Origin of the sequence: Campylobacter hyointestinalis subsp. lawsonii, from assembly GCF_013372165.1 — a bacterium.
Lineage (GTDB): Bacteria > Campylobacterota > Campylobacteria > Campylobacterales > Campylobacteraceae > Campylobacter > Campylobacter lawsonii.
Genome location: NZ_CP053828.1, coordinates 88995 through 106642, shown reverse-complemented (window position 1 = coordinate 106642; position 17648 = coordinate 88995). Strand labels below are relative to the sequence as shown.

The following is a 17648-nucleotide window of genomic DNA, read 5'->3' as shown; positions in this document are numbered from 1 at the left end:
TTACCCCTATTTCTTAGATGTTTTACCGGCTTTGCGGATTATACGCTCTTCGACATATTTGACACCTTTGCCCTTATATGGCTCTGGCGGTCTAAAGCCTCTTACTTCAGCTGCTACTTGACCTACTACTTGTTTATCGCTACCTTTGATAGTGATAATGTTTTTATCAACGCTAACCTCCACGCCTTCAGGAAGTTCATAATTTATAGGGTGTGAAAAACCAAGCGTAAGCTCCAAAACTTTACCTTTTGTAGCCGCTTTATAACCAACTCCGTTTATCTCAAGTTGTTTTGTAAATCCAGCAGTTAAACCAATAACAACATTATTTGCTAAAGCACGATATGTACCCCAGTAGGCTCTACTTTGTCTGTCATCGCCTTTACTTGTAAAAAATATATGACCGTCTTTTACTTCAACATTAACATTGTTTTTTGTATCTAGTTCTTTTGTTAGGTTGCCCTTTTTAAAAACTAAAATATCACCATTTAAACTAACATCTAAACCACTTGGAATAGATATCGGTTGTTTTCCGATTCTTGACATTTTTTTCCTTTTTATTTGTCTAGGATATTTCTACGCTAAATTTAAACGAATGGATATCCAATGCCATAAAAAAGATTTAGCCTTTTTTAAATTTAATACTACAAATTTAAAAGGCTAATTCAACTCTTACCAAACTGTGCAAAGTACTTCGCCGCCCACACCAGCTTTGTGAGCTTCGTCATTACTTAAAACACCTTTGCTTGTACTTACTATGATAGTTCCATAACCATTTTTAAATCTTTTTATCTCGTCTTTGCCTTGATAAACTCTACGGCCAGGTTTTGAAACTCTTTTTAGTTCGTTTATTACGCTTCTACCACGCTCGTCATATTTCAAAACTACATTGATGAATTTTTTGTTTCCTTCTTCAACAACATTATAGCTCTCTATATAACCTTTATCAGCTAGGATCTTCAAAGTTGCTTCAACAACATTTGAATGAAGAAGTTTTGTTGTATCAAGTCTTCTCATACTAGCGTTTCTAATGCGTGTTAGTCCATCTGAAATTAAATCATTTATCATCTTGCTTCCCTTACCAACTTGCTTTTTTAAGACCTGGTATTAGTCCTTCGTTAGCCATTTTTCTTAGGCACACACGGCAAATTCCAAAATCTTTATAAACAGAGTGTGGGCGACCACAAATTTGACATCTAGTGTATCCACGCACGCTAAATTTAGGTTTGCGTGCTGCTTTTGCTATCATTGATTTTTTTGCCATATTACTTTCCTTTTGCAAATGGAATGCCAAAGAGTTCAAGTAGCTTGAACGCTTGTTTGTCATCGTTAGCTGTTGTAACTATAGTTATGTTCATACCGTGTGTTTTTAGAATTTGATCATATACAACTTCTGGGAACATTAATTGTTCATTTAAACCGAAATTGTAATTTCCACGACCATCAAATCCGTCTCTTGGAAGACCACGGAAATCCTTAACTCTTGGCAATGCAACACTGATAAGCTTGTCTAAGAAAGCATACATTCTTTCTTTTCTCAATGTCACTTTGATGCCTACAGGAAAGCCCTCACGAACCTTAAATCCAGCAACTGACTTTTTAGCATTTGTAACAACTGCTTTTTGTCCTGCTATCAAAGATATCGTATCAGCCATATTTTGAAGCAATTTTTGATCTTTAGCACCCTCGCCAGCTCCAACGCTAATAACAATTTTCTCAAGTGCTGGGATAAGCATAGGATTTTTGATATCAAATTCTTTAACCAAAGTCGGTTTAATACTCTCTGCGTATTTAGTTTTTAATCTCATACTTAGCCCTCAACTTTGCTTACATTTGAAATATCGATAGGCATCTCTTTGCTAACAAATCCACCATTTGGATTTTTATCAGTCGGTTTTACCGCTTTTTTAGCAACCTTAATGCCTTCAACTATTACTTGACCTTTTTTTGGTAAAACAGCAAGAACTTTTGCAACTTTACCTTTATCATCACCTGCGATTACTTTTACTTCATCGCCTTTTTTGATTTTATATTTTACTGCCATTATAGAACCTCCGGTGCAAGAGATACGATTTTCATAAAATTCGCATATCTTACTTCTCTACCCACTGGGCCAAATATACGAGTGCCTACTGGCTCTTTTTTACTATCAAGTATAACGGCTGCATTTTCGTCAAATCTAATAAGTGATCCATTTGCTCTTTGAACCTCTTTTTTAGTTCTAACTACTACTGCTTTAACTACTTGACCTTTTTTTATTTTGCCATTTGGTAGAGCTTTCTTAACTGAGCAAACAATGATATCGCCTAAACTTGCGTATCTTCTTTTGCTACCGCCTAAAACTTTTATACACATAAGCTCTTTTGCACCACTGTTATCAGCTACTGCTAGTCTTGTAAAACTTTGTATCATTATTCAACTCCTGTTTTCAAAACCGCTTGTAAGCGGAAGCTTTTTCTAGCACTTAGTGGTCTGCACTCAACAGCAGATATAGTATCTCCTGTCTTTAGTTCATTTTTTTCATCATGAACTAGGTATTTTTTAAAGCGTTTTACAAATTTGTGATATCTTGGGTGCATAACTCTTCTTTCAACAAGAATAGTTGCTGTTTTATCACCAGCCTTTGCAACGACAACGCCTTGAATTTCTCTTTTCATTTCTACTGCCATTGTTTGCCCCTTATTTCGCAGCACTAATTGCAGTATTGATTCTAGCGATCTCTTTTTTGGTATCGCGAATCTCGTTAGGGTTAGTTAGCTGCATTGTTTTTAGCTTTTGTCTAAGTGTAAATAAAAGCACCTTTTTCTCTTTTAATAACGCTGTAAGTTCGCTTACGCTCTTTGCACTTATCTCAGTATATTTCATTTTCGCTCTCTTTAGTTACAAACTTAGTCTTAAATGGTAGCTTGTGCATTGCAAGAGTTAAAGCCTCTCTGGCTAGCTCTTCGCTGATTCCAGACATTTCAAATATTATTCTACCCGGTTTAATATTCATAACCCACTCTTCAACTCCACCTTTACCTTTACCCATACGAGTTTCAAGAGGTTTTTTAGTGATAGGTTTATCAGGGAAAACTCTTATCCAAGTTTTAGCTTGTCTTTTAACATGACGAGTATATGCTTGACGAGCGGATTCTATTTGGCGTGAATTTACACGTCCTGCTTCAACAGCTTTTAGTCCGAACTCACCAAGAGCAAGATCAACTCCTCTTGTTGCATAGCCGCGATTGCGACCTTTCATCATTTTACGATATTTAGTTCTCTTTGGTAATAACATAACTATTTACCCCTTCTAGTGCGTCTTGATTTTTTTGGTGCTGCATCTTCATTTTTCTCGGCTTGAATGCCTTTTTGAAGAACTTCACCTTTGAAAATCCAAACTTTAATACCTATGTTGCCATAAGTAGTATGAGCTTCTGCAAAACCATAGTCTATCTTAGCTCTTAATGTATGAAGAGGAACACGACCCTCAAGATACCACTCAGTTCTAGCCATTTCAGCACCACCTAAGCGACCTGCTACTGAAACTTTGATACCTTTGGCACCTGCTTTTTGAGCACCTTGGATAACTTTTTTCATAGCACGGCGGAAAGCAACACGACGCTCAAGCTGCATAGCCACATTTTCTGCTGCTAATTGAGCTGAACTCCCTGCTTTTCTCTCTTCTTTGATATTTATAGTGATGTCTTTATTTACCAACTTCGCAACTTCAGCTCTTAAATTTTCAACCTCACCACCTTTTTTACCGATGATAATGCCCGGACGAGCCGCAACTACTGTTACACGAAGTTTTTTAGCTGTTCTTTCGATAAGAATTTGACTCACACCGGCGTAATATAGCTTAGTTTTTAGGAATTTTCTTATCTTATAATCTTCACCTATATTTTCTGGTAAAGTCGCTTTTGATGGAAACCATCTAGACTCCCAGTTTCTATTGATACCTAGTCTAAGACCTATTGGATTAACTTTTTGTCCCATTTTATGCTTCCTTACTCTCTGGTTTAGATACTTCTACAAGAATGTGGCTAGTTGGTTTTCTTATTCTACTTGCACTTCCTCTTGCACGTGGCCTAAATCTTTTAAGAACAGGACCTGCATCTACTCTACAACTTTTTACAACTACCTCTTCAGGCTCAAATCCGCCATTAGCCACAGCTGAGCTGATAGCATTTGCGATATATTTTGCACCACGGTTAGGCATAAAACTCAAACTTGCAAGTGCAAGCTCTGCATTCATTCCTTGAACTTCATTAGCTATAAGTCTAGCTTTTGTTGGAGATAGTCTTATGAATTTAATAATAGCCTTACTCATAACTTCCCCTTATTTACCTATTTTTTTCTGAACAGAGCCTTTGTGACCCTTAAATGTTCTTGTTGGTGCAAATTCACCTAGCTTGTAACCTATATGATTTTCTGTCACATATACAGGGATAAAGCTTTTGCCATTATGCACATTAAATGTCAAACCTATCATTTCAGGTGTAATTGTGCTTCTTCTTGACCAAGTTTTAATTGGTTTATTATCATTAGCGGCTTTTGCAGCGATGACTTTTTTCATTACATGGTCATCTACAAAAGGACCTTTTTTTAGCGATCTAGCCATCGTTATTTACCTTTCCTTCTTGATATTATAAGTCTATCACTAGCTTTTTTACGGCGAGTTTTAGCACCCTTAGTTGGTTTGCCCCATGGAGTAACTGGATGGCGACCTGAGTTTTTCTTACCTTCACCACCGCCGTGTGGGTGATCTACTGGGTTCATCGCACTACCTCTAGTTTGAGGGCGGATACCGCGATAGCGATTGCGACCTGCTTTACCGATAGTTACATTTGCCCAATCTTCATTGCCAACTACACCGACTGTAGCCATACATTCAGCTAAAACTTGTCTCATCTCACCACTTGGCAGTCTTAGGATTACATATTTTTCTTCTTTACCCATAAGCTGAGCATATCCACCTGCACTTCTTGCCATTTGGGCGCCTTTGCCTGGTTTTAGCTCGATATTATGGACGATTGTACCAACTGGAATGCTTTTTAACTTCATAGCGTTGCCCGGTTTTATATCAAGGCCAGCTTCAGCTGCGCTGATGATATCACCTACATTTAAGCCACTAGGGCGGATAATATATCTTTTTTCGCCATCTGCATATGAGATTAGAGCTATACGGCAATTTCTATTTGGATCATACTCAATAGCTTCAACCTTGCCTGGAATTCCAAATTTACGACGCTTAAAGTCAATTATACGATATAATTTTTTAGCACCTGCTTCTTTATGGCGACTTGTGATTCTACCATTGTTATTTCTACCAGCTGAGGCAGGAATTTTAACAAGTAGGCTTCTTACACTAGCTTTAGCTGTGATATCTTCACTGCTAAGACTTGTCATAAATCTTCTACTTGGGGTATAAGGTTTAAAACTTCTTATTGCCATCTTATGCCTCCTGACTTGCTAGGCTTACGCCATCTGGTAATTTGACATAGAATTTTTTATAGTCGTTTCTTACGCCAATTCTTCCTTTAAAACGCTTAACTTTGCCGTCTATTCTAAGTGAATTTACTCTAAGTGGCGTTACACCAAAATACTCTCTTAATACCTCTTTTAGGCCATTTTTAGTCATTTTTGGCGAAGTTTGGATTACTACTACACCTTGTTCTTGAAGGCCAAGAGTTTTTTCTGTATATACTATAGTTTTGATATCTGTTATATCTGCCATTTTTAGCCCTCTTTTACTATTGATTGTAGTGCTGATTTCTCTGCTATAACCGCACTATAGACTGAGACTAAATATGCATTTACTTCACTAGCATCAATTACATAGCAATTTGCTAGGTTTCTAAATGCTAAAAGAGTCTTAGCATCAAGCTCATTTTTGATGATTAACGCATCTCTAACGCCTAGTTTTTTGATGATAGCTGCTGCGTCTTTTGTTTTGCCACTTTCGATAGCGATGCTATCTACTGCGTAAAATTTGCCATTTGTTACTTTTTCGTTTAGAGCAAATTCAAGCGCTAATCTTTTTTGTTTTTTATTAACTTTTTGATTATAATTTCTATTGTTTTTAGGACCAAATGCCACAGCACCGCCAACCCAAACATTTGTTCTAGTTGAACCAGCTCTTGCGCCACCACGGCCTTTTTGACGCCAAGGTTTTTTACCGCCACCACTTACATCTGAGCGACCTTTTGTGTGGGCTGAGTTTGCTCTCATACTAGCAAGGTAGCTTTTGACATAGAGATATAAATTGTGCGAATTTACTTCAGCGTAACTAGCTGGAAGTTCTAATTCACTTGTTTTTTCAAATTTATCATTTAAAACTGCTATTTTACTCATTTAACTATCCTTACTCTACCCATCGCACCATTAAATCCTGGAACTGAGCCTTTTAATACTAAAATTCCATTAGCACTATCAAAGCTTACAACTTCGTTTTTAACGGTAGTTTTTTCATTACCATAGTGTCCGGCCATCTTTCTACCTGGTTGGACACGGCCTGGCCATTCGCAGTTACCTATAGAACCTGGTCTGCGGTGAAATCTCGAACCATGACTTGCAGGACCACCTGAAAATCCATGTCTTTTTATAACACCTTGGAAGCCTCTACCTTTTGTATTAAAGCTAACTTTTAAAACTTTTGCTTCATTTAGTGGAGTAGTATCTAAATCCCCAGCTTCGCTATTTGCTACGCTTAGAGTCGCAAATTGATTAAATTCGCTACTTAAACCATATTTTTTTTGCTGACCTTTTATGGCTTTGTTATTTGCTTTTGTATAAGCATAAGCTACGATAGCTCTGCTATTTTCACCTACTTCGCATACTTTAGCTGGTAAAAGTCTAAGCAATGTAACAGGAGTGCTTGGGTTTGAGATAGTTCTGCTCATACCTATTTTTTCTACGATATATTCCATCATCTCTTCCTTTTATGCTTACTTGCCCATAGCGCGAACTTCGACATTAACTTCTGGAGCTAAGTCAAGCTTGGTTAGGCTATCAACTGTATCAGGCGTAGCTGCTACGATATCTAGCATACGAGCGTGAATTCTCATCTCAAATTGCTCACGAGAATCTTTATTTATATGTGGAGATTTTAACACTGTGTAGCGTTTAATCTTTGTAGGCATAGGTACTGGCCCACGAACATCGGCACCAGTGCGTTTGACAGCTTCTACGATGGCTGCAACTGTGCGGTCTAGAACTCTGTGGTCATAAGCTTTTAGCTTAAGCCTAATTCTTTCCATATTTTTTTCCTTTAAAATAACTTGTCACGACACGTGACCTTTTGATATAGTGCTCTTGTAGAGGCTTATAAACAGAATCAAGCATACAAGCAAAGCTTACGCTTCTCATCAAAAGACGCGAATTATACCCAAAATAAGTTTGAAAATCAAATTTTAAGGCTGTTTTGTTAAATTTTATAAGAAATTTTTCCTTTTTATCAGGAATAAATTTAATATATCCTATTTCTAATTTATACAATTAACTATTTTTTGTTATATTATAGCATAGACTAGGTCTAAATTTAATATCAAAAACACAAACGACCAATCATCGATCACGATCAATACAGATAACCCAAATTCACAGATCAAATCCAACACAACACAAAGCAAAAATCTAGCTAGAAAAGTTCTAGATATCCACTCTGGTAGGGTTTTTGGCTTTATAGGTGAGTTTGTCTTTTGTGTTGTCTCTTTTATGGGAGCGGTGCTTGGCTTTGTGCTGACCTATAATAGGCTTAAACCTAAAATTCACAAAAAGCCAAAAATATAAATTTTAAATAATACAAAAAGGTCAAACTCTAAATAAATTTAGAGTTTGATTATTAGATTAATGCCCGCAACCACATCCGCCGCCGCAGCAACCAGATGCTAGTGGATGAAGCTCATCTATGTAGAATTTCACAGATTTTAACCCCTCTTTTTTCGCCCATTCATAAGCTGAGCTTACAAAATCCCAATTGATATTTTCATAGAATTTCTCTAAATACGCCGGGCGAGCATTGCGACTATCTATATAATAGGCGTGTTCCCATACATCAACTACAAGTAGAGGCACTAAGCCATCAGTTACTGGTGTAGCTGCGTTTGAGGTGTTTTTGATTTCTAGTTTGCTTGTAGCTGGGTTATAAACTAGCCAAGTCCAGCCAGAGCCAAAAAGAGTTGTAGCTGAGCTTATAAATTCAGCCTTAAAGTCTTTAAAATCGCTTTTTAAAGCCGCTTCAAGCTCACTGCTTTTATCGCTTTTTTTCGCTATACAATCCCAGTAAAAATCGTGATTATACACTTGCGCAGCGTTGTTAAATAATCCGCCTTGTGAGCTTACAAGCACATCATACAAACTAGCATTAGCTAGTTCGCTATCTTTTGTAAGACTATTATAGTTATTTACATATGTTTGGTGGTGCTTGCCATGGTGATAATCACAGGCTTCTTTACTCACTACTGCGTTGGAATTTGGGTCAAATGGTAGGTTTCTTAACTCTAGCATATTTTATCCTTTGATTAAATTTAAGATTTGAAATTATAGCCTAAAATATTAAATAAGAGTATAAAACTCTTAAATAAATTTATATTGCGAAATTTAAATATCACAACTCTTTTATGGTATCAATAAACTCACCAACAAGCAAAGAACCTTCAATTTTACTATTTTCAAACACCATGAAATAAAAATATTTATCCCCAGCTTTATCTGCCCACTTTGAGCCTAATTTTAGCTTTATTCTGCTATCATCGTTTATTCTATCATCGCCTTTTACTTCTACCATTTAGTTTTATTAATACAATCTATATAATCATCGGTATTTTTTAATAATAATTGATTTATAAGCACATCGTAATTTTCTCTAAAACAATCTAGTGTTGGTGAGTTTTCAATCAGTTTTAAAAAAGCATCGATGCTAATCGGTACTAATTTACTATCAAATTCTTTTGAACAAAATTTAAAAAATAAAGCGACATCCCAGTGAATAAGTGGCGCAATAAGCATTGTTCTTTGCTCTATTTTTTGTTTTTCTTGTAGCTCTTTTGAGTGTCTTGCTATGCTTGTTGTTTCAGCATTTAGTTGTTGATTTTTATTTTTTATCATAGTAGCTTCTATCAAAAAATCTTTATATATCAAATCGCCTTTACCAAGATTAAAAACAGAAAAATCTAAATAAATTTTTCTATCTCTCCTGTCATCTCAAATTTTCTTTGCATTTCATCAGTATAGTCATTAAGCGTATCAAATTTAACTCTAAATAATTTTTCTTTATCAAATAGATATTTTTTTATATAATTTTGACTTTCTTTGCTTGATTTAATACCAAATTTTTCTCTAAATTTAATTATTTCATCAGCACATTTTTTATAATCACAATCTTTCATTCCAAGCACAAAGCTTTTAAACTCATCTTTTAAAATACCTTTAAATTCTTTATTTTGTAAATCGTAATATTTTTTTAATTCAGCTATCACAAATAAAGTATTTAAAAATGGTCGTGATTCATTTAACATAGAAGTTCTAGTTGGATTATTTGCATGTAAGCCTATCATAATTTTAGAGTATATATCAGTAATGCTTTGGCTGTTTTGGATTATATTCTCGCCCAATTTCCATAGTCCATACCGCTTCTGCCCATATTTGAAAAGCCAAGCTGATGTTTTCTTGATACGCAATAGGTGGATCTGTCAAAATACAATCAACTAAAATATTTTGTTTTGACATTTCCTTTAACAAATCTTTATAATCTAAATTAGCAAATAAAATATTCTCGTTTTTTAGCATTTTTGACTTTTAATATATTTTTTCTCTAGCGTGTGATAAGGCGGATTGTATCTTAAAACCTCATCTTTTCCTATCCAGTTTAAAGATGGCATATCGCTCCTTTAGTTATCTTTACTCTTTCCCATCAAGCAACGGGACAAATACGCACTCATCTAAAATTTTACTGGTAATTTCTCCATTTGATTTTTTATATTGTGTGATATATTGTTTATTATCCTTAGCTACTGGGGCTACCAAAATTCCGCCATCTTTAAGCTGATTAAATAGCCTATCAGGCACACTTTGACAAAAGCAACTAAGAATTATTCTATCATAAGGTGCATACGAGCTCCAACCGACATTGCCGTCGTCGTATCTTATATTTACATTATTTAAATTTAATTTTTTAATAGTAGCTTTTGCCGCAAGTGCAAGTTTTTCTATACGTTCAATGCTAAAAATTCTATGAGCTATCTTGCTTAAGATCACAGCTTGATATCCGCTTCCACAACCGATCTCAAGTATATTATCGCAATTTTCAGCCTCTAAAGCAAGCGTCATTTTAGCCACTGTTAATGGCGAACTAATCCATTGATTGCCCCCTATTGGATGAGCATCTAGCTTAAAAGCATTTATAGAAACTGGGACAAATGGAGTGCGTGGGGTACTACAAAACGCCCTATAAACCATAGGTGTAAGCCCTATAACATCAGCTATATCATCAGCCATTTTTTGGCATCTTGCTTGTTCTAAACTATCCATTTTTTCCTTTCATTGCTCTATAATGCCTAAAGATTTTTTAAACTCACTAGCTAAATTTGGTTCAAATTTAGAACTTTTTACAATATCGCCATTTGGCTTAAAAACTGCTCCAAATTTTAGATCTCTATCACTACAAGCGATCACATAGCAGCGATTTTGCAACGCCAAAGCTTCGCACAAAACTTCAAAATGTCTTTTGCGTCCTTTTCCCCAAAGCGATGGCACAAGAATGATATCTGCACCCTTTAGCCTTTCCCAAAGCTCTATAAAACGCAATTCAAAACAGATCAAAACGCCTATCTTGACGCCACATATTTCAAATAAATTTATATCTTCAACTTTTCCGTCTTTGAATTTGTCTTTTTCTAAATTTGGCGTAAATAAAACCGCTTTTTTCTGTTTGTAAATTTCTTTATCGCCATTTAAAAGTATAAATTCATTAAAGCCATTACTAAAATGAGTAAAACCAAAAAAAGCTTCAGCAGGCAAAATGTTTTTTAAATTTGAGATAAGTTCGCTTTCAAACTCATCGCCTAAATTTTCATATCCACTCACGCAAAGCTCACTTGCTAGGATTAATTCACCTGGTTTTATGTCTTTTACTAAATTTAAAAGCTCACTAGCTCTATTTATAGCTCCAACAGAATTAAGATGTAAAAATCCTAGTTCAGAAATCATCAAAGCTAAGGCTTCCTTTGCTGTAATTCGTAACTTTGCTTTCAAAAAAGTTGCTTTTTTGATCATTAAATTTAGCAAAATCATCGACCCATTTTATCGGATGTTTTGCATTATAAAGCTTTTTAAGCCCGATAGAAGTGAGCCTATCATCGACAAGGTAGTGGATATACTCTTCTATAATATCATCAGTAAATCCCATTATCTGATTTCCTGTGATGTATTTTCCCCACTCTATTTCAAGATCTCCGGCTTTTTTGAACATCTCATAAATTTTAGCTTCTACTTCGCTTGTAAATAGATCTGGACGCTCTTTGCGAACTGAGTTTATCATATTTTGAAACAAAAGCAAGTGAGTTATCTCATCTCTTTGAATAAAGCGTATCATCTGAGCACTTCCAAGCATTTTCCCAGCTCTTGCTAGTGCGTAAATCGCTGTAAATCCGCTATAAAAATAGACGCCTTCTAAAATTTGATTTGCCACCATAGCAAGAAGTAGTTTCTCATCTGTAACTTCGCCTGCTAACTCTTCATACACGCTTGAGATATAATCATTTTTACGCCTTAAAACCTCATCATGCTTTTCCATTTCATAGATGAGATCGGTATTATCACAGATCGCTTCTACCATTACGGCGTAGCTTTTTGAGTGGTTTGCCTCTTCATAAGCTTGACGAGCTAAAACCGCATTTATCTCAGGTGCTGTGATATAAGGATTTATATTATCAGCTAGGTTGTTTGTCTGAAAGCTATCCATTGAAATAAGCTGACTCCACACTAGATCATACATACGCTTTTCAGCAGTTGTGAGATTAAAGGCATAGTCACGCACATCATCAGTGGTATCGACCTCTTTTGGAAACCACGTATTTGCCTCCATAAGATCCCAAAGTTTAAGTGCCCATGTGTATTTTGCTTTTGTGAAATTTAGAATTCCGTGAGGATTTCCACCAAATACTTTTCTATCATTTAAAGTCTCATTTGAACTTGGATTATAAATTTTTTTTCTATTCATCGTAGTCTTTCAAATTTAAAATAGGCTTGATTTTATCTAAAAAAATTTTAAAATCCTATGAAATTAAATTTTCGACTTTTAAGAGTTATTTTTCAGTAGAGATTTAAAATTTATTTATTTTTATTGATTAAATTTTTCAAATTTTAATTTAGGAGAAAATTATGAAAAAAGCTTTTACAATGATAGAATTAGTCTTTGTCATTGTTATACTAGGCATTTTAGCAAGTCTTGCCGTGCCAAAGTTAGCTGCTACAAAAACAGATGCGGAAGTTACAAAAATAGTAGTAGAGATGAAAAATATCTTTGATAAAATCGCAGCTTTGTCTATCTCATATCCAGAATTATCTGCAAAATTAAACTCAATAGACCCTAGTTCTCCAGAGAATTTTGCCGCTTTAATGTCTGTTCTTGGAGATGACCTAACAATAAGCGATTTTAAAGCACCAGGCCGTGCAAATGAAAAATACCCATGGCTTGCTAAATGTTTTATTATCACATATCAAAACGGAGCCTTACAAGTCAAACAATCCTCAGACACGTCTAATCTTTGCAAAACTCTTTACGCTCATCCAACCGTAAATGAGTGGATGACAAACGGCGTAAATTTTAGCGGAAATAGGCTTTTTAAAGAGGAAAAATAACGATACGAAATAAATTTTTATGGCTTTGATTTAGCCATAAAAATTTTGCTTTTTGTATAAATTTTATTTTGAGAATTTGGCTTTTTAAATTTATTTGTAAATTTAAATTTTGCAACAAAATCGTCGATAAACAATATAAATTCAAAAAAATTTAAAACTCAAAACAGACAAAATCAAAAATTCCTAAGCACAATGCTTAAATTTGAGTTTATTAAATTTGGATCAAATTTAGCTTTTGGTTTTTGTAAATTTCCTAAATTTATAGCTTCAAAAAAGTTTTGTAGATAGTAAGCTTGGCGATATCCGTTTTGCTCTAAAACTTTTGCCATATCGCTGATATCATTTTCGTTTAGTATATCTGCGTGGATAGTAGTTCTACACTCAAATTTAGCTCTGTTTTTTAGTAAAATTTGAAGTGTTTTTATAAATTTATCATATAAATTTGACGCGGTGATCGTTTCAAATTTAGCCTTTGGAGCTTTGAAATCAAGCGATATAAAATCGATCAAACTCAAATTTTCTTCTATAATCTCAGGATTGCTTCCATTCGTATCTACTTTGGTTTTATATCCAAGATCTTTAGCGAGCTTCAAAACATCACTAAAATGCAAACTTTTAGTGCATTCCCCACCGCTTAAAACTACCGCGCTTAAAAGGTTTTGGCGTGAATTCAAAAACTCGCTTAGATAATGGATATCAAACTTGCCCTCGCCCAAAACTATATCTTTGTTGTAGCAATAAACGCAGCGCATATTGCACCTTGCAAACCACACCAAGCAAGCTAGCTCATCAGGATAATCAATAACGCTAAAAGGCGTGATATCATAGATAAATTTATCTAGCATTTAGTAGGTTCTAAAAACTTGACTCTCTCTTTATGCTCACCTTGTTTGCCAAGATTAAAACTCTCAACTGGTCTGTGATAACCCATAACTCTGGTATAAACCACGCATTTTGTACGTTTGTCTTTAAATTTTGTTAGTAGCTCTTCTTTTTTCATATCTTATCCTTTAATCAAATTCCTTAACCCTAGCTCTGATATCATCAAAGCTTACTTTGCTTAAGATCTTGCCATCTTTAAAAACTGGTTTGAGCTTGTTTTCTTCTTTTTTTAGCTCATCTAACCTAATAGTTTTAAATAAATTTCCTTTTCTTATAAGCGCAAGGCGACCCGATTTTGAACGTTTTGTTGGGTCTGTGATAGGATCTTTTTTCACATCTATCCAGTGCTTACCATCTTTTGATACTGCATTTGCTTTCATAGCAAATCTAAGAGTATCGCGGTTAAGGTGTTGCAAAAGCGCCCCGCCCATACCAAAAACGATATTATCCGCACTTATCTTTCTAAGTTTTAGCTCGTTTAAAATATCGACTAAACTTTGCGGGTTTATGCCATCTCCATAAATCAGCCTAACGTGATTTGGAAGCAGACGATAGCCCTTTTGATTTACGCTAAATCCCGCTATATCCATCATCTTTTCTAAACACTCACTAGCCATTGTTACAGGATTTCCACTATCTGGGCGAAGTACGACGCGACCGCCCTTAGCTTTTACTTCATCAAATAATTTTCCCCAAAGATCTATCGCATTTAACGTATCATAGCTATCTATCACACAAGCAAAAATGCCATTACCAAATTTATCCACCATATTTTTATAAGCTTCATTTTCACGCTCTTTTCCCCAAGTAGTCATCGTGCTATGCTCACTTGCTGGGATACTAAATGCTGCCATATCAGCGTCATAGTACTTTTTAGCAAATACTGCTCCGGTGATCGTGTCTGAGCCTTTAAAATTTACCATATGAGCACTTCCACCGATCCCTGCGCTCTCAAAGCTACTAACGCCCCTTGCACCAAAATCATGCAAACAAAAATCAATTAGCTCAGGCGTTCCGGTCTCATTTAAAAACTGCAAAATATTTTGCTTACAAAAATAGCTATTTGTAGCCACGGCAACTGGATACCAAATAGCCCTTAAAATAGCCGTCTCAAGGTAACCTACTAGCCAAGGAAGTTTTGGGTCTGTATTTCGTATCTGCAATAACACATTATCAGTTTGAACGATACTGCCTTCTTTTACCGCTTCTATCTCGAGCGGAAGTGCGCCGCCGTGCTCATCTACGATGTATCGCCAACCATCTTCATTAAACACAAGTCCGTGAGCCTTTATAAAATCCCGTGCTTCTTCTATATCTTCATATGTGATTTTTTTGCTTAGATACTCCATCAAAAACATTTGTAAGCCGTAAAATAGCACCCTATTCCACCTACCGCCGCGAGATTCTATGTAGGAACTTACGTAATTCACCTCTTTTGGATACTGAAGATAGTGCGAAATTTTGTAGCTATCTGTATTTAAGATCAAATTCATATACATTTTACCTTTAAATTTTTTAGCGATTTTATCAAAAAAGGGCTTAAATTTGATAATTTAAATTTAAAAACACTTTTACAACGCATTAAAAGCAGATCTAGCTTAAAAACGTATTTTATGGTGAGTTTTACACCTAAACCATGATCGCCCAAACGCACTAAAGCGCTAGGGCAATGATTTATCTCTATAAAAAGCACCAAAAAGTCAAGCTAAACTCAAAATCTCCTCATCACATTTTGGACAATACTCATGCTCACCTGCGATATATCCGTGTTTTGGACATACACTAAATACAGGGGTTATCGTGATATATGGAAGCTTATAATTTTCTACTATATTTTTTACAAGTTTTTTGCAAGCTAAGACGCTACTTAGTCTTTCATTCATATACAAGTGAAAAACCGTTCCGCCCGTGTAGCTACTTTGAAGCTCATCTTGCAAATTTAAACTATGAAACGGATCATTGCTGAAATTTGCTGGAAGCTGAGTCGAGTTCGTATAATAGACTTTTTCATCAAATCCCGCTTGGATAATGTCTGGGTAGCGTTTTTTATCTTCTTTAGCAAAGCGATAAGTCGTTCCCTCAGCCGGAGTTGCCTCAAGGTTATATAAATTTCCAGTAGCCCCTTGAAACTCTATCATCTTAGCTCTTATATACTCTATAAGCTCTTTTGCAAACTCTATGCCAAATTTAGTAGTTATATTTTCCTTATCATTCGTAAAATTTCGTATCATCTCGTTTGCACCATTTATTCCGATAGTGCTAAAATGGTTATTGAACGTTTTAAGATACCGTGCGGTGTATGGATAAAGACCTCTTTCATACATCTCATTTATAAATTTGCGCTTCTTTTCAAGTGTGCTTTTTGCTAGTTCTAAAAGCTCATCAAGTCTTGCATAAAGAGCTTTTTTGTCATTTTTAAAAAGATATCCAAGCCTCGCTAGGTTTATCGTCACTACGCCGATGCTTCCTGTCATCTCGGCACTTCCAAAAAGCCCTCCGCCGCGCTTTAAAAGCTCACGTAAATCAAGCTGTAGCCTACAGCACATAGAACGAACAGCACCTGGTTTATAGGCTTTTTCATTTGGAATGCGGTTGCCAAACTCATCTTTCACGTATTGAGATCCGATGAAATTTTGAAAATAGCTAGAGCCCATTTTAGCGGTATTTTCAAAGAGCTTAGTAGCGACCTTGCTATCCCAGTCAAAATCTTCGGTGATATTTACAGTCGGTATAGGAAACGTAAATGGCTGAGAACACTTATCGCCCTGCGTGAGTATCTCGTAAAAAGCGATATTTATCCTATCCATTTCGGGTTTAAAATCACCGTAAGTCATATCTTTCAGATTTGAACGACCACGTTTTTTACACTCAGCTTCCAACTCTTCATCGCTTAAATTTGCAAATAAATGAATGTCGTTTTTAGTAGGAATTTGTCCTTTTAAATCACTTGGAGGAACAATATCGATGGTAACGTTCGTAAATGGACTTTGACCCCAACGAGCAGGAACGTTTAAGTTAAATATAAAGCTAGTAAGAGCTTTTTTGATCTCTTTATCGCTAAGTTTATCTTTAAAAACATAAGGTGCAAGATATGTGTCAAAACTGCTAAATGCTTGCGCTCCTGCCCATTCGCTTTGTAAAATCCCTAGAAAATTCGCCATTTGATATAAAGCTTCTCTAAAATGATTTGGCGCCCTACTCTCGACTCTTCCTCTTACACCATTAAATCCTTCATTTAGCAAAGCTCTAAGACTCCAACCAGCGCAGTATCCAGTCAAACAATCAAGGTCGTGTATGTGATAATCGCCATTTCTATGAGCTGCACCCTCATGATCATTATAAACAGCGTCTAACCAATAGTTTGCGATGACTTTTCCAGCTGTGTTGTTTATAAGTCCAGCGTTTGAATAGCTCGTATTTGAGTTTGCCATAATACGCCAATCAGATTTTCCGATATACTCTTCTATGGTTTGAGTCGAGTTTATATAAGTTGTGCGCTCATCAAGCTCTCCGCCACGCTGCATAGTATGAGTATGTCTATAAAGCATAAAGCTTCGCATCACGCTAAAATCGCCACTATCAAAGAGTGCTTTTTCTATGATATCTTGTATTTCTTCGACACTCATTTTATCTTTAACACAAGATGTTACACATTTTATAAGCTCTAAATTCGGCTCTTTATTTACGCTTTCATAAGCTTTTGTTATCGCGCTTTCTATCTTATAGCTCTCGTAATCTTGCAAACTTCCATCACGTTTAATTATCTTCAAATTTAATCCTTTTTTGGTCTGGAATTATATCTATTTTGAAGTTTTACAAAGCTTAAGAAATACAATTACAAAAATGTTACTAATGATATATAATATCAATTAAAAATAAATTTGTAGTTATATTTTAAGATTTATACTATTAAATTTAATGGTAAA

31 protein-coding genes and 1 pseudogene are annotated in these 17648 nt (G+C 35.4%); 1 reads left to right on the top strand and 31 read right to left on the bottom strand.

All coding sequences use genetic code 11. The annotated features are described in order from the left end of the window. Positions 1–6: 6 nt before the first annotated feature. The 26 genes and pseudogenes from rplF to CHLWT_RS00490 form a co-directional block, all read right to left on the bottom strand. The gene (gene rplF / locus CHLWT_RS00615) at positions 7–543 is read right to left on the bottom strand and encodes a 50S ribosomal protein L6 (RefSeq protein ID WP_059432837.1); all 537 of its coding nucleotides are present in this window, start codon (positions 541–543) and stop codon (positions 7–9) included. Positions 544–669: 126 nt separating this feature from the next. Then, positions 670–1065 carry a 30S ribosomal protein S8 gene (gene rpsH, locus CHLWT_RS00610; RefSeq protein WP_059427429.1) on the bottom strand — a complete coding sequence of 132 codons (396 nt, stop codon included), beginning with the start codon at positions 1063–1065 and terminating at the stop codon, positions 670–672. A gap of 10 nt (positions 1066–1075) precedes the next feature. After that, a complete protein-coding gene (locus tag CHLWT_RS00605; protein ID WP_038452543.1) occupies positions 1076–1261 on the bottom strand; it encodes a type Z 30S ribosomal protein S14 in 186 nt (61 codons plus the stop codon). 1 nt (position 1262) lies between these two features. Next, positions 1263–1805 carry a 50S ribosomal protein L5 gene (gene rplE / locus CHLWT_RS00600; RefSeq protein WP_063997506.1) on the bottom strand — a complete coding sequence of 181 codons (543 nt, stop codon included), beginning with the start codon at positions 1803–1805 and terminating at the stop codon, positions 1263–1265. Positions 1806–1807: 2 nt separating this feature from the next. After that, positions 1808–2041, bottom strand: coding sequence for a 50S ribosomal protein L24 (gene rplX, locus CHLWT_RS00595; RefSeq protein ID WP_063997505.1), 234 nt, complete (start codon positions 2039–2041; stop codon positions 1808–1810). After that, on the bottom strand, positions 2041–2409 hold the full coding sequence (gene rplN, locus CHLWT_RS00590; protein ID WP_059426544.1) for a 50S ribosomal protein L14: 369 nt from the start codon (positions 2407–2409) through the stop codon (positions 2041–2043). Before rplN ends, rplX begins: the two co-directional genes overlap by 1 nt. Next, the gene (gene rpsQ, locus CHLWT_RS00585) at positions 2409–2654 is read right to left on the bottom strand and encodes a 30S ribosomal protein S17 (RefSeq protein WP_373886094.1); all 246 of its coding nucleotides are present in this window, start codon (positions 2652–2654) and stop codon (positions 2409–2411) included. Before rpsQ ends, rplN begins: the two co-directional genes overlap by 1 nt. Before the next feature lie 22 nt (positions 2655–2676). Next, positions 2677–2862: a 50S ribosomal protein L29 gene (gene rpmC, locus CHLWT_RS00580; protein WP_034963081.1), complete on the bottom strand. Its 186-nt coding sequence runs from the start codon at positions 2860–2862 to the stop codon at positions 2677–2679. After that, positions 2849–3274: a 50S ribosomal protein L16 gene (gene rplP, locus CHLWT_RS00575; protein WP_063997503.1), complete on the bottom strand. Its 426-nt coding sequence runs from the start codon at positions 3272–3274 to the stop codon at positions 2849–2851. The genes rpmC and rplP overlap by 14 nt, the downstream gene beginning before the upstream one ends. 2 nt (positions 3275–3276) lie before the next feature. Further along, positions 3277–3975: a 30S ribosomal protein S3 gene (gene rpsC / locus CHLWT_RS00570; RefSeq protein ID WP_063997502.1), complete on the bottom strand. Its 699-nt coding sequence runs from the start codon at positions 3973–3975 to the stop codon at positions 3277–3279. A gap of 10 nt (positions 3976–3985) precedes the next feature. Continuing rightward, positions 3986–4309 (bottom strand): annotated as a pseudogene (gene rplV, locus CHLWT_RS00565) (50S ribosomal protein L22); the annotation flags it as partial. Positions 4310–4318: 9 nt separating this feature from the next. Beyond that, positions 4319–4600, bottom strand: coding sequence for a 30S ribosomal protein S19 (gene rpsS, locus CHLWT_RS00560; RefSeq protein WP_063997500.1), 282 nt, complete (start codon positions 4598–4600; stop codon positions 4319–4321). A gap of 2 nt (positions 4601–4602) precedes the next feature. Then, entirely contained in the window at positions 4603–5433 is an 831-nt protein-coding gene (gene rplB / locus CHLWT_RS00555) for a 50S ribosomal protein L2 (RefSeq protein ID WP_111971079.1), read from the bottom strand. 1 nt (position 5434) lies between these two features. Further along, complete coding sequence (locus CHLWT_RS00550; RefSeq protein WP_063997498.1) at positions 5435–5716, bottom strand: 50S ribosomal protein L23; 282 nt, start codon at positions 5714–5716, stop codon at positions 5435–5437. 2 nt (positions 5717–5718) lie between these two features. Next, on the bottom strand, positions 5719–6333 hold the full coding sequence (gene rplD / locus CHLWT_RS00545) for a 50S ribosomal protein L4 (protein ID WP_112000597.1): 615 nt from the start codon (positions 6331–6333) through the stop codon (positions 5719–5721). Further along, the gene (rplC, locus tag CHLWT_RS00540) at positions 6330–6908 is read right to left on the bottom strand and encodes a 50S ribosomal protein L3 (RefSeq protein ID WP_086237502.1); all 579 of its coding nucleotides are present in this window, start codon (positions 6906–6908) and stop codon (positions 6330–6332) included. The genes rplD and rplC overlap by 4 nt, the downstream gene beginning before the upstream one ends. Before the next feature lie 18 nt (positions 6909–6926). Beyond that, positions 6927–7238 carry a 30S ribosomal protein S10 gene (gene rpsJ, locus CHLWT_RS00535; protein ID WP_002947121.1) on the bottom strand — a complete coding sequence of 104 codons (312 nt, stop codon included), beginning with the start codon at positions 7236–7238 and terminating at the stop codon, positions 6927–6929. Further along, positions 7225–7476 (bottom strand): hypothetical protein, encoded by a 252-nt coding sequence (locus CHLWT_RS00530; protein ID WP_112000598.1) that lies wholly within the window; start codon positions 7474–7476, stop codon positions 7225–7227. The genes rpsJ and CHLWT_RS00530 overlap by 14 nt, the downstream gene beginning before the upstream one ends. 351 nt (positions 7477–7827) lie before the next feature. Continuing rightward, positions 7828–8487 (bottom strand): superoxide dismutase [Fe], encoded by a 660-nt coding sequence (gene sodB, locus CHLWT_RS00525; RefSeq protein ID WP_112000599.1) that lies wholly within the window; start codon positions 8485–8487, stop codon positions 7828–7830. A gap of 100 nt (positions 8488–8587) precedes the next feature. Continuing rightward, on the bottom strand, positions 8588–8767 hold the full coding sequence (locus CHLWT_RS00520; RefSeq protein ID WP_112000600.1) for a hypothetical protein: 180 nt from the start codon (positions 8765–8767) through the stop codon (positions 8588–8590). Next, positions 8761–9120, bottom strand: coding sequence for an AlwI family type II restriction endonuclease (locus CHLWT_RS00515; protein ID WP_112000601.1), 360 nt, complete (start codon positions 9118–9120; stop codon positions 8761–8763). Before CHLWT_RS00515 ends, CHLWT_RS00520 begins: the two co-directional genes overlap by 7 nt. Positions 9121–9152: 32 nt before the next feature. Then, on the bottom strand, positions 9153–9593 hold the full coding sequence (locus tag CHLWT_RS00510) for an AlwI family type II restriction endonuclease (RefSeq protein ID WP_170253181.1): 441 nt from the start codon (positions 9591–9593) through the stop codon (positions 9153–9155). Next, positions 9553–9768, bottom strand: coding sequence for a hypothetical protein (locus CHLWT_RS00505; RefSeq protein WP_170253182.1), 216 nt, complete (start codon positions 9766–9768; stop codon positions 9553–9555). Before CHLWT_RS00505 ends, CHLWT_RS00510 begins: the two co-directional genes overlap by 41 nt. Positions 9769–9879: 111 nt before the next feature. Continuing rightward, positions 9880–10509, bottom strand: coding sequence for a protein-L-isoaspartate(D-aspartate) O-methyltransferase (locus CHLWT_RS00500; RefSeq protein WP_111948745.1), 630 nt, complete (start codon positions 10507–10509; stop codon positions 9880–9882). A 9-nt stretch (positions 10510–10518) separates the two neighbouring features. Continuing rightward, a complete protein-coding gene (locus CHLWT_RS00495; protein WP_112000603.1) occupies positions 10519–11187 on the bottom strand; it encodes a carbon-nitrogen hydrolase family protein in 669 nt (222 codons plus the stop codon). Continuing rightward, positions 11177–12199, bottom strand: a complete 1023-nt coding sequence (locus tag CHLWT_RS00490; RefSeq protein ID WP_111948749.1) for a ribonucleotide-diphosphate reductase subunit beta — start codon at positions 12197–12199, stop codon at positions 11177–11179. Before CHLWT_RS00490 ends, CHLWT_RS00495 begins: the two co-directional genes overlap by 11 nt. A gap of 161 nt (positions 12200–12360) precedes the next feature. Here CHLWT_RS00490 and CHLWT_RS00485 point away from each other — a divergent pair, with 161 nt between their 5' ends. Beyond that, positions 12361–12840: a type II secretion system protein gene (locus CHLWT_RS00485; RefSeq protein WP_112000604.1), complete on the top strand. Its 480-nt coding sequence runs from the start codon at positions 12361–12363 to the stop codon at positions 12838–12840. 173 nt (positions 12841–13013) lie between these two features. On the opposite strand, the gene CHLWT_RS00480 is transcribed toward CHLWT_RS00485, so the two are convergent. From CHLWT_RS00480 to CHLWT_RS00460, 5 genes are read right to left on the bottom strand one after another with little or no spacing between them, the layout of a single operon-like run. Further along, positions 13014–13685: an anaerobic ribonucleoside-triphosphate reductase activating protein gene (locus CHLWT_RS00480; protein ID WP_112000605.1), complete on the bottom strand. Its 672-nt coding sequence runs from the start codon at positions 13683–13685 to the stop codon at positions 13014–13016. Continuing rightward, complete coding sequence (nrdD, locus tag CHLWT_RS00475) at positions 13679–13840, bottom strand: anaerobic ribonucleoside-triphosphate reductase (RefSeq protein WP_034963039.1); 162 nt, start codon at positions 13838–13840, stop codon at positions 13679–13681. The genes CHLWT_RS00480 and nrdD overlap by 7 nt, the downstream gene beginning before the upstream one ends. A 10-nt stretch (positions 13841–13850) precedes the next feature. Further along, a complete protein-coding gene (locus tag CHLWT_RS00470) occupies positions 13851–15215 on the bottom strand; it encodes a nicotinate phosphoribosyltransferase (protein ID WP_112000606.1) in 1365 nt (454 codons plus the stop codon). Next, the gene (locus tag CHLWT_RS00465; RefSeq protein WP_112000607.1) at positions 15212–15418 is read right to left on the bottom strand and encodes a hypothetical protein; all 207 of its coding nucleotides are present in this window, start codon (positions 15416–15418) and stop codon (positions 15212–15214) included. Before CHLWT_RS00465 ends, CHLWT_RS00470 begins: the two co-directional genes overlap by 4 nt. 4 nt (positions 15419–15422) lie before the next feature. Further along, positions 15423–17492 carry a ribonucleoside triphosphate reductase gene (locus CHLWT_RS00460; protein ID WP_063997485.1) on the bottom strand — a complete coding sequence of 690 codons (2070 nt, stop codon included), beginning with the start codon at positions 17490–17492 and terminating at the stop codon, positions 15423–15425. Positions 17493–17648: the final 156 nt, after the last annotated feature.

Bases quoted from the DNA above. Each gene is read 5' to 3' on its own strand.
- rplF (WP_059432837.1), bottom strand. From the start codon at position 543: ATGTCAAGAATCGGAAAACAACCGATATCTATTCCAAGTGGTTTAGAT.
- rpsH (WP_059427429.1), bottom strand. From the start codon at position 1,065: ATGATAAATGATTTAATTTCAGATGGACTAACACGCATTAGAAACGCT.
- CHLWT_RS00605 (WP_038452543.1), bottom strand. From the start codon at position 1,261: ATGGCAAAAAAATCAATGATAGCAAAAGCAGCACGCAAACCTAAATTT.
- rplE (WP_063997506.1), bottom strand. From the start codon at position 1,805: ATGAGATTAAAAACTAAATACGCAGAGAGTATTAAACCGACTTTGGTT.
- rplX (WP_063997505.1), bottom strand. From the start codon at position 2,041: ATGGCAGTAAAATATAAAATCAAAAAAGGCGATGAAGTAAAAGTAATC.
- rplN (WP_059426544.1), bottom strand. From the start codon at position 2,409: ATGATACAAAGTTTTACAAGACTAGCAGTAGCTGATAACAGTGGTGCA.
- rpsQ (WP_373886094.1), bottom strand. From the start codon at position 2,654: ATGAAAAGAGAAATTCAAGGCGTTGTCGTTGCAAAGGCTGGTGATAAA.
- rpmC (WP_034963081.1), bottom strand. From the start codon at position 2,862: ATGAAATATACTGAGATAAGTGCAAAGAGCGTAAGCGAACTTACAGCG.
- rplP (WP_063997503.1), bottom strand. From the start codon at position 3,274: ATGTTATTACCAAAGAGAACTAAATATCGTAAAATGATGAAAGGTCGC.
- rpsC (WP_063997502.1), bottom strand. From the start codon at position 3,975: ATGGGACAAAAAGTTAATCCAATAGGTCTTAGACTAGGTATCAATAGA.
- rpsS (WP_063997500.1), bottom strand. From the start codon at position 4,600: ATGGCTAGATCGCTAAAAAAAGGTCCTTTTGTAGATGACCATGTAATG.
- rplB (WP_111971079.1), bottom strand. From the start codon at position 5,433: ATGGCAATAAGAAGTTTTAAACCTTATACCCCAAGTAGAAGATTTATG.
- CHLWT_RS00550 (WP_063997498.1), bottom strand. From the start codon at position 5,716: ATGGCAGATATAACAGATATCAAAACTATAGTATATACAGAAAAAACT.
- rplD (WP_112000597.1), bottom strand. From the start codon at position 6,333: ATGAGTAAAATAGCAGTTTTAAATGATAAATTTGAAAAAACAAGTGAA.
- rplC (WP_086237502.1), bottom strand. From the start codon at position 6,908: ATGGAATATATCGTAGAAAAAATAGGTATGAGCAGAACTATCTCAAAC.
- rpsJ (WP_002947121.1), bottom strand. From the start codon at position 7,238: ATGGAAAGAATTAGGCTTAAGCTAAAAGCTTATGACCACAGAGTTCTA.
- sodB (WP_112000599.1), bottom strand. From the start codon at position 8,487: ATGCTAGAGTTAAGAAACCTACCATTTGACCCAAATTCCAACGCAGTA.
- CHLWT_RS00520 (WP_112000600.1), bottom strand. From the start codon at position 8,767: ATGGTAGAAGTAAAAGGCGATGATAGAATAAACGATGATAGCAGAATA.
- CHLWT_RS00505 (WP_170253182.1), bottom strand. From the start codon at position 9,768: ATGCTAAAAAACGAGAATATTTTATTTGCTAATTTAGATTATAAAGAT.
- CHLWT_RS00500 (WP_111948745.1), bottom strand. From the start codon at position 10,509: ATGGATAGTTTAGAACAAGCAAGATGCCAAAAAATGGCTGATGATATA.
- CHLWT_RS00495 (WP_112000603.1), bottom strand. From the start codon at position 11,187: ATGATTTCTGAACTAGGATTTTTACATCTTAATTCTGTTGGAGCTATA.
- CHLWT_RS00490 (WP_111948749.1), bottom strand. From the start codon at position 12,199: ATGAATAGAAAAAAAATTTATAATCCAAGTTCAAATGAGACTTTAAAT.
- CHLWT_RS00485 (WP_112000604.1), top strand. From the start codon at position 12,361: ATGAAAAAAGCTTTTACAATGATAGAATTAGTCTTTGTCATTGTTATA.
- CHLWT_RS00480 (WP_112000605.1), bottom strand. From the start codon at position 13,685: ATGCTAGATAAATTTATCTATGATATCACGCCTTTTAGCGTTATTGAT.
- nrdD (WP_034963039.1), bottom strand. From the start codon at position 13,840: ATGAAAAAAGAAGAGCTACTAACAAAATTTAAAGACAAACGTACAAAA.
- CHLWT_RS00470 (WP_112000606.1), bottom strand. From the start codon at position 15,215: ATGAATTTGATCTTAAATACAGATAGCTACAAAATTTCGCACTATCTT.